This window comes from Nostoc sp. JL34, from assembly GCF_017114945.1.
Classification (GTDB): Bacteria; Cyanobacteriota; Cyanobacteriia; order Cyanobacteriales; family Nostocaceae; genus Nostoc.
The window spans coordinates 1-6,883 of sequence record NZ_JABXKQ010000045.1 but is presented as its reverse complement, the minus strand read 5'-3'; the positions used below and the strand labels follow the sequence as shown (position 1 = coordinate 6,883).

General features: G+C 41.6%; 7 protein-coding genes and 3 pseudogenes. 7 read left to right on the top strand and 3 right to left on the bottom strand.

Annotation, left to right across the window (positions count from 1 at the left end; translation table 11 throughout):
- Nucleotides 1-142: 142 nt before the first annotated feature.
- Nucleotides 143-1,510, bottom strand: a complete 1,368-nt coding sequence (locus HWQ44_RS09445; protein WP_292717875.1) for a DUF3370 domain-containing protein — start codon at nucleotides 1,508-1,510, stop codon at nucleotides 143-145.
- A 31-nt stretch (nucleotides 1,511-1,541) separates the two neighbouring features.
- Nucleotides 1,542-2,063 carry a peptidase C15 gene (locus HWQ44_RS09440; protein ID WP_292717873.1) on the bottom strand — a complete coding sequence of 174 codons (522 nt, stop codon included), beginning with the start codon at nucleotides 2,061-2,063 and terminating at the stop codon, nucleotides 1,542-1,544.
- Nucleotides 2,064-2,121: 58 nt separating this feature from the next.
- Between HWQ44_RS09440 and hisH the strand changes: the two genes are divergently transcribed.
- Nucleotides 2,122-2,757, top strand: coding sequence for an imidazole glycerol phosphate synthase subunit HisH (gene hisH, locus HWQ44_RS09435; protein ID WP_094352505.1), 636 nt, complete (start codon nucleotides 2,122-2,124; stop codon nucleotides 2,755-2,757).
- Between the two features lie 84 nt (nucleotides 2,758-2,841).
- On the top strand, nucleotides 2,842-3,387 hold the full coding sequence (rsmD, locus tag HWQ44_RS09430) for a 16S rRNA (guanine(966)-N(2))-methyltransferase RsmD (protein WP_292717870.1): 546 nt from the start codon (nucleotides 2,842-2,844) through the stop codon (nucleotides 3,385-3,387).
- Between the two features lie 107 nt (nucleotides 3,388-3,494).
- Here rsmD and petG read toward each other — a convergent pair whose 3' ends face one another.
- Nucleotides 3,495-3,608 (bottom strand): cytochrome b6-f complex subunit V, encoded by a 114-nt coding sequence (petG, locus tag HWQ44_RS09425; protein WP_063721252.1) that lies wholly within the window; start codon nucleotides 3,606-3,608, stop codon nucleotides 3,495-3,497.
- 210 nt (nucleotides 3,609-3,818) lie between these two features.
- On the opposite strand from petG, the gene HWQ44_RS09420 reads away from it, so the two are divergent.
- The 5 genes and pseudogenes from HWQ44_RS09420 to HWQ44_RS09400 all read left to right on the top strand — a co-directional run.
- Nucleotides 3,819-4,193, top strand: coding sequence for a cytochrome c (locus HWQ44_RS09420; RefSeq protein WP_292717868.1), 375 nt, complete (start codon nucleotides 3,819-3,821; stop codon nucleotides 4,191-4,193).
- A 559-nt stretch (nucleotides 4,194-4,752) separates the two neighbouring features.
- Nucleotides 4,753-5,550, top strand: a complete 798-nt coding sequence (locus HWQ44_RS09415) for a peptidylprolyl isomerase (protein WP_292717866.1) — start codon at nucleotides 4,753-4,755, stop codon at nucleotides 5,548-5,550.
- A gap of 120 nt (nucleotides 5,551-5,670) precedes the next feature.
- A pseudogene (locus tag HWQ44_RS09410) lies at nucleotides 5,671-6,041 on the top strand (IS4 family transposase); the annotation flags it as partial.
- Nucleotides 6,042-6,118: 77 nt separating this feature from the next.
- A pseudogene (locus HWQ44_RS09405) lies at nucleotides 6,119-6,322 on the top strand (helix-turn-helix domain-containing protein); the annotation flags it as partial.
- Between the two features lie 27 nt (nucleotides 6,323-6,349).
- Nucleotides 6,350-6,466, top strand: a pseudogene (locus HWQ44_RS09400) (IS4 family transposase); the annotation flags it as partial.
- Nucleotides 6,467-6,883 lie beyond the last annotated feature (417 nt).

Here is a 6,883-nt window from a genome sequence, read left to right as displayed (position 1 = left end):
TGGCGCTCGGTGCGGCTGCGCCGCACCATCGCTTGTGACAGTTGCGTAAGTCCTGTTAGGATGAAAAGCTTTAGAATAGGCTTTAATTATTTTTTGGTAACAGGTAATTGCAGAAAAGCCCTTATCTATTACCCATAACTCATTACCGAGGTTCAGCTTGAGTTGAGACTGTTAATACTTGCGGTGGTGTAGCATCTGGTGGATAAAGAAAGTCTACTTCTACTAAAGAGCGATCGCCAGCTTTTATATTTAATAAAACTAACGGCTCCCCTGCTTGACCTCTCTTTTGCACTAAATGTACAAACTGAGTTTGCGGCTGATTTTGACCATCTTTATAACGTACCCGCACCGTTCCCCGGAAGAATACTTGAGGGGCTGGTGTACTCAGAAAGCGTAACCCTGGTTTGATTAATTGATCCTCCTTGAGTGGGGTTTGTATGGACACACTAACAGTTTGAGTATTTTGAGTATTGTTGTATAGCGGCAACTTGAGATTATATTGAATTCCATAGTTGCCATGAGCGCGATATGCGGTGTCAGGATAGCGCACTAGCATAGTAGCACTTTGAATTTGACCAGTTCCTAATGTACCGCCATGTAGGGTACTCAGAGCGTAGGAAAACACCTGACCAGGCTGGGGAATAGTTAGATACTTAGCTTTAGGATTATCTACTAATAAAGCTTTCCATCGCGAACCACCAGCCACTCCAGCAACACGCCCATAAATTCTTGGTTTGTCAGTTCCCTCTAAGGGAGTGGGGGTTTTATCCCGTGGCCCAGCCAAATCACCATTATCTAGTAAATTCTGCCACTCTTCTAAAGTAGGCGATCGCTCACTGCCATCAGGATTCACTCGTGCAAACATGGCTAGGCTAGCTGCATAGACAGTGCCATTACTTTGTAGTCGGATCAATGTAGACCGACCATTCAGGGGCGGTGTCAATCCCTGCACCGGAATTGGCAAATTTAGTAACATCCGACTTTGCTTTGGTGGAATCTCAATTTGGGCAGGAAAAATCTCTTGTCGCATTCCCCTAAGTACATCAGACATAACGCGATCGCCTGGGCCGGCAAAAACTTTACCTAAAAGATTTTGGCTAAAAGATGGCAATTGAATAAATGGTGCATCTGGTTGACTCAAATAACTCGCTGCTTGCCAAATATTTACCTTCACCGGTTCCGAACTAGGGTTATGCAAAATTATCCCTAGATAGAGCGTTCGCAAATTCTCTGCTGGTTCAGCCTTAGCAACATGATGGGCAAAAATATCAAATCGTCCCCGAAAAGGAAAATTCAGATGTGCCGTTGGTACTTTTTTGCCATCTGGTGGAAAGGTAGAAAGTAAAATTCCTTCTTTCAAAACCAATTCTGGACTATTGCTATTAAAGGTTGGCACTGTATCCAATTGACCTGGTAAAGGACGTACTTCTTGTGGTTGCACGACTTCTTCAGGTGGTAGCGTGGCAGGAGTTGATTGGGCAATTGGGAAAATTAGTAACAATGGCAACATATACTTAGATATTTCTTCCACCATACAGACATTAACAACTTGATGAAAGTGCCAGATTGTTAACAATTAATACGAAATCAGCAAGAATCCCCATCAAATTTTCTTGATTGAGAACCGGAACGTGAACAAAAATACAACGTGCCGTGAATTGATTTTGGCTTAAGTATTCCAACACTGAATAGTAAAGACCCTCGCAAACAAATTTCCCACAGTCGTGGCTAATCTGAATTGCTCCTGCTTCCGCCACTAATTTTTCTAAATCAACTTCTGTCTGTAAAATACTTTCTCCACAGCTAGCTGCTGCTTCCACACTTAATTGTGTACGACTTGCAGCCATGCCACAACAGATGATGTAATCAGGTTGGATTGCCTTAATTTTTTCCATTACCTGAGTACTGGCAAGTTGCACATCTACGGGTAACTGGCGTAAAAAAGTTAAGTCATGTGGTATCAACTCAAGTTTGGTAACTTCAAGTAATAAATCATCAGAAGAATTTGACTGTTGATCTTTTAGCCAAGTGTCAAAAGAAGTTAATAGAATTCTTTTCTTCATAACAAATATTATTTAGAATAGAAAAACCCTCCATAATAAATTTACAAGGAGCAGGTAAATGCCAGTAATTGCGGTCGTAGATTATGAGATGGGAAATTTGCACTCAGTTTGTAAAGGCTTGGAAAAAGCTGGGGCAACTCCTAATGTTACTTATTCTCCAAAGGAATTAGAGCAGGCAGATGCTATAGTCCTACCGGGAGTGGGAGCATTCGATCCAGCAGTCCAGCACCTGCGATCGCGTGGTTTAGAACAACCTATTAAAGAAGCGATCGCATCTGGTAAACCTTTTTTGGGAATTTGTTTAGGATTGCAAATTCTCTTTGAATCAAGTGCAGAAGGTACTCAACCAGGATTAGGAATTATCAAAGGAAAAGTGCGGCGGTTTCGTCCTGAACCTGACATCACTATTCCTCACATGGGCTGGAATCAACTGGAAGTTACTCAACCAAAAAGTATTTTGTGGGAGCATTTACCGTCCGATCCTTGGGTGTATTTTGTCCATTCCTACTATGTTGACCCAATAGACCCGCTAATCCGTGCAGCAACTATCACTCACGGTACTCAAACCGTCACAGCTGCGATCGCTCACGAAAACCTGATGGCAGTACAATTTCACCCCGAAAAATCCTCTAATATTGGATTGCAAATCCTGTCTAATTTCGTTGCTCAAGTCCGCGAAAAAATTCCTGCCTAATATTCTTTTTGTCATTTGTTCTTTGTCTTTTGTCTAAAACTAATGACCAATGACTAATGATTAATGACTAATGACTAATAACCAATGAGCTTGAGAATTTACGGTAATCGCCAGCTAAAAACTTTACCAGGAAAAGAAACTAGACCCACTAGTGCACGAGTAAGGGAGGCAGTCTTTAATATTTGGCAAGGAGAAATTGCAGGTTGTCGCTGGCTAGATTTGTGCGCTGGTACTGGTTCAATGGGCGCAGAGGCTTTGTGTAGAGGAGCCAGCCTAGTAGTAGGAATTGAACAATCGAGCCGAGCCTGTGCCGCCATTCAACAAAATTGGCAGCAGTTAGCTAATGCCGACCAAGAATTTCGGGTATTACGGGGAGATATTACCCAGCAGTTAAAGACTTTATCAGGCAAGCAATTCGATAGAATTTACTTTGATCCACCTTATGCCAGTGGATTGTACCAGCCAGTATTAGAAGCGATCGCTCACCATCAACTTTTAGATCCTAGCGGTGAAATCGCAGTTGAACACGCCTCACAAGGTTGGACATCGCCAGAGATTCTCGCTTGGGAAATTTGCCGCCAGAAAGTTTACGGCAACACATCACTTACTTTCTACAGAATTGTGGAATGAGAAGAGTGGGAAGTAGGGAGTGGAGGAGAAAAATTGCTTCCTTGTCCTCCTTGTCCCTTTCCCTCATCCCACTCAGGACTCAGCACTCACCACTGAACACTCCTCCTTCATCCCCCCAACTGATTGGGGCGCTTATATTGTTTATATGCAGCGTAAAAAAGTCCGGCGAGAGTGACGAAAACTAGACCAAGGACAATACCTGATAGCAGGGGTTCAACCACTGTAAATCTCCTCTTTGTAATTATTAAATATTCGTTGCCTGTTTTTGATTTTACCAAATTTCGTATGAATCCTGCGCCCTACAGCCTTTTTGGAGGGTGACTGCCCACAAGAAAATAGTCTTCTGTGCTTGCAGACACAATCAAGAACTTTTAAGCTATGTGTAGGAAATGAAAACTTTTTAGCACACCTAGACTTTCACCGCAAACCTTTTGGATAACCAGATTACCAAACCTGAAATTTTGATTCAGCGGATCGTTTTATTGACGCTGGCCATACTGCTAGCAGTCCCTTTGGGCTTTTTTGGTGTTCAGTTGGTTCAAGCCTCCGATCCATACGTTAAGAGTGTTCTATCCCTAACAGGAAACTCAGTTCAAGGACACGCGATCTTTCAAATTAACTGTGCTGGTTGTCATGGCTTAGAAGCAGATGGGCGAGTGGGGCCCAGTTTGCAAGGTGTTTCAAAGCACAAGTCTCGGTATGGGCTGATTCACCAAGTGATTAGTGGCGAAACACCTCCAATGCCAAAATTCCAACCTAGTGCCCAAGAAATGGCGGATCTTTTGAACTATTTAGAGTCGTTGTAGACCTAAGAATTTTTGGTTGTAGGATACATAAATCCCTCATGTAAAAGGTCAGTATAAAATATGCTGCCTTTTTATACCTCTGAAAACAAACTTTTAACAGACCCCTAGATGCTCGATAGCATTCACGCAGCGTCTCGTAGAGAAGCTTTAGCGACGTAGGAGCGTCGCCCTTGGAATCATCAGCCACTTACTCTACTTAAGAAAACCTAAATACTCTGGTGCGAGACACTGCGCGTAGCTTACTTATTCATACAAGTACCTAAACTTGGCCTCTCTCCCAAAGGGAGAAGACGGGGGCTACCGACACTCCTGCATTGCTACCAATTTAGTCATTTGTCCTTTATCCTTGTCTTCACATCTGGTCGTATTTGCGTAGAATCTTTGATAAAAACTCATATAAACTGTATATTTTTAAGTATGTTAGCAAGTAACTATTTAATGATTGTGAAAGTGAGGTTAGCATACCTTACTCGGTAGAATTAAGGCAAAAGCTCCTAGAAAATGGACTACGGTATAGCTTCTTTAACAGACTAGATATTCTTGAGATGCCCGAAAGCTAATGACTGAAGCGATCCAAATCGGTAATCGTACAATCACAGCTAGTGAGCTGATTTCCTTACTGGCAAGTTACCAAATGCTGCCACAGTTGCAGCGGGAATTGATCATTGATGAGGCCATAGAGCAAAACTCACGCTCTGCCAAGGTAGAAATAGAGTGTACCCCTGAGGAAGTAGCCCAAGCTAAACAGCAGTTTTACGCAGAAAAACAGTTCAAAAATGAAGAAGAGATCCAAGCTTGGATGTCATATCAAGGGCTAACTCTTGATCAATTAGAAGTTATTACCACTCGCAAGCTAAAAATTGAAAAATTCAAGCAAGCCACTTGGGGTAATAAACTGGAGTCTTACTTTTTTCAGTCCAAGGCAAAACTGGACAAAGTAATTTATTCCCTACTACGAACCCAGGATGTGGGAATTGCTCAAGAACTCTACTTCCGGATTCAGGCAAAAGAAAACTCTTTTGCTGACTTAGCACGGGAATACTCACTCGGACCAGAAGCCCAAACTGGCGGCTTGGTAGGTCCGATTGAACTGAATGCACTACATCCGGTAATGGTGCAAATGCTCTCTAGCAGTCAACCAGGTCAGATATTGCCTCCTACCCGCATCGCTGAATGGTTTGTGATTTTGCGGTTGGAAAAATTTATTCCAGCACAACTGGATGAATTTATGAAAGTGCGCCTGCTGAATGAACTTTTTGAAACCTGGCTACAAGAACAGCAAAAGCAAATTATGTCTGCACCACAACTGGAGAAAAACACGGGACGGCAGGCAGAGGGCGATGAACCCTTAAACTAAGCAATATTCAACCCAGTATCTTAAATCCAGAAGTGTTGAATGTTAAGAAATAACTGATAAAAATAGCCCAAAATATGGTATTTTTGGGCGAAGGCTTAAAATATATTAGTTTGATTGTGTATTATAAATTCATTTCCCAAAACTGTCAAAGATATCCTGAAAAGTCTGCCAAAAAACGATTATCCAGTATTGAACAGTCGTCTATTCTTTGAGTGCTGGCTATCGTATGCTCTGGATAACAGTTTAACAAGTATGCGAGATTTATTTCAAAGATTAAATAACACAGGGTTTGAAGTAGATATTTCTACTTTTTCTAAAGCCAGTTCTCACTGCGGACAAAAACCCTTTCAAGAAATTTATCATAAATTGAATGAGTTAGTACAGAAGAAAATTCACAAGAAATTACATAATAAATATGCAATTTGTCCAATAGATTCAACAATTATCACTCTCACTAGTAATTGCTATGGATACTAGGTCATCATCAGCTTAGTGACTAATATCATGTCAGGCAAATCACCCATAATCCCATAATATAGATAGAGGTGCATGAATTAGTGCGATCGCAATGCCAAAAATCATCAAAATTGAGCCACATCTGAGTTTGGAAGAGTTAGAGACAGGTTATCGCCAAGCCAAAGAACTAGTATTGCGGACACATTACCAGATAATTTGGCTGTTAGCCAAAGGTATGAGTACACAAGAAGTAGCAGTAGTCACAGGCTATAGCCGAAGTTGGATTTATGAGTTGGTTTGGGGTTACAACCGCAGTGGAATTGAAACATTGGGAGATCAAAGTGACGAATTAATTACCAAAAACGTCAATGGTATTACTATACAAATTTACATTAGCTTAATAGCTTATCTGATATTACAGCTTTTATCTATTCCCACACAATGGAGACATACACTATTAATCCAAGTTGCGGATTATGAAATTCCAGGTGCTTGGTAACGGTCGATTTAGGCGATCACGCACTCGGAAGTTGCGGTGGCACGTAGCGCTACCGCAACTTCGACTGGATCAAAAATACTAATACTGACGTGAGTTCGACGGAACTAAAAAACGGTAGGAGGTAGTGCAGGCAAATCTTTTGGGTAAATGTCAATCGAAGGTTTTTTGGGCAGATAGGTGTAAGCAGCCAAAGCTTTAACTTCCGTAATAACCGATTGTGACAGTTCAGTTAAGGGTGCTGAATGTGGGTTCCGTAACTAGCACAATTCTCAAGATAAACAAAAACTCCCAAGCTCACATGATTGCTAGCTTGGGAGTTTTTGTTTTAAATAATGAATCCTGGCATCGAGCTATTTTTGCGTAGGGCTACCCCTAAAC

Coding starts and splice junctions, on each gene's coding strand:
- rsmD (WP_292717870.1), top strand. CDS start 2,842: ATGAGCTTGAGAATTTACGGTAATCGCCAGCTAAAAACTTTACCAGGA.
- HWQ44_RS09440 (WP_292717873.1), bottom strand. CDS start 2,063: ATGAAGAAAAGAATTCTATTAACTTCTTTTGACACTTGGCTAAAAGAT.
- HWQ44_RS09415 (WP_292717866.1), top strand. CDS start 4,753: ATGACTGAAGCGATCCAAATCGGTAATCGTACAATCACAGCTAGTGAG.
- hisH (WP_094352505.1), top strand. CDS start 2,122: ATGCCAGTAATTGCGGTCGTAGATTATGAGATGGGAAATTTGCACTCA.
- HWQ44_RS09445 (WP_292717875.1), bottom strand. CDS start 1,510: ATGTTGCCATTGTTACTAATTTTCCCAATTGCCCAATCAACTCCTGCC.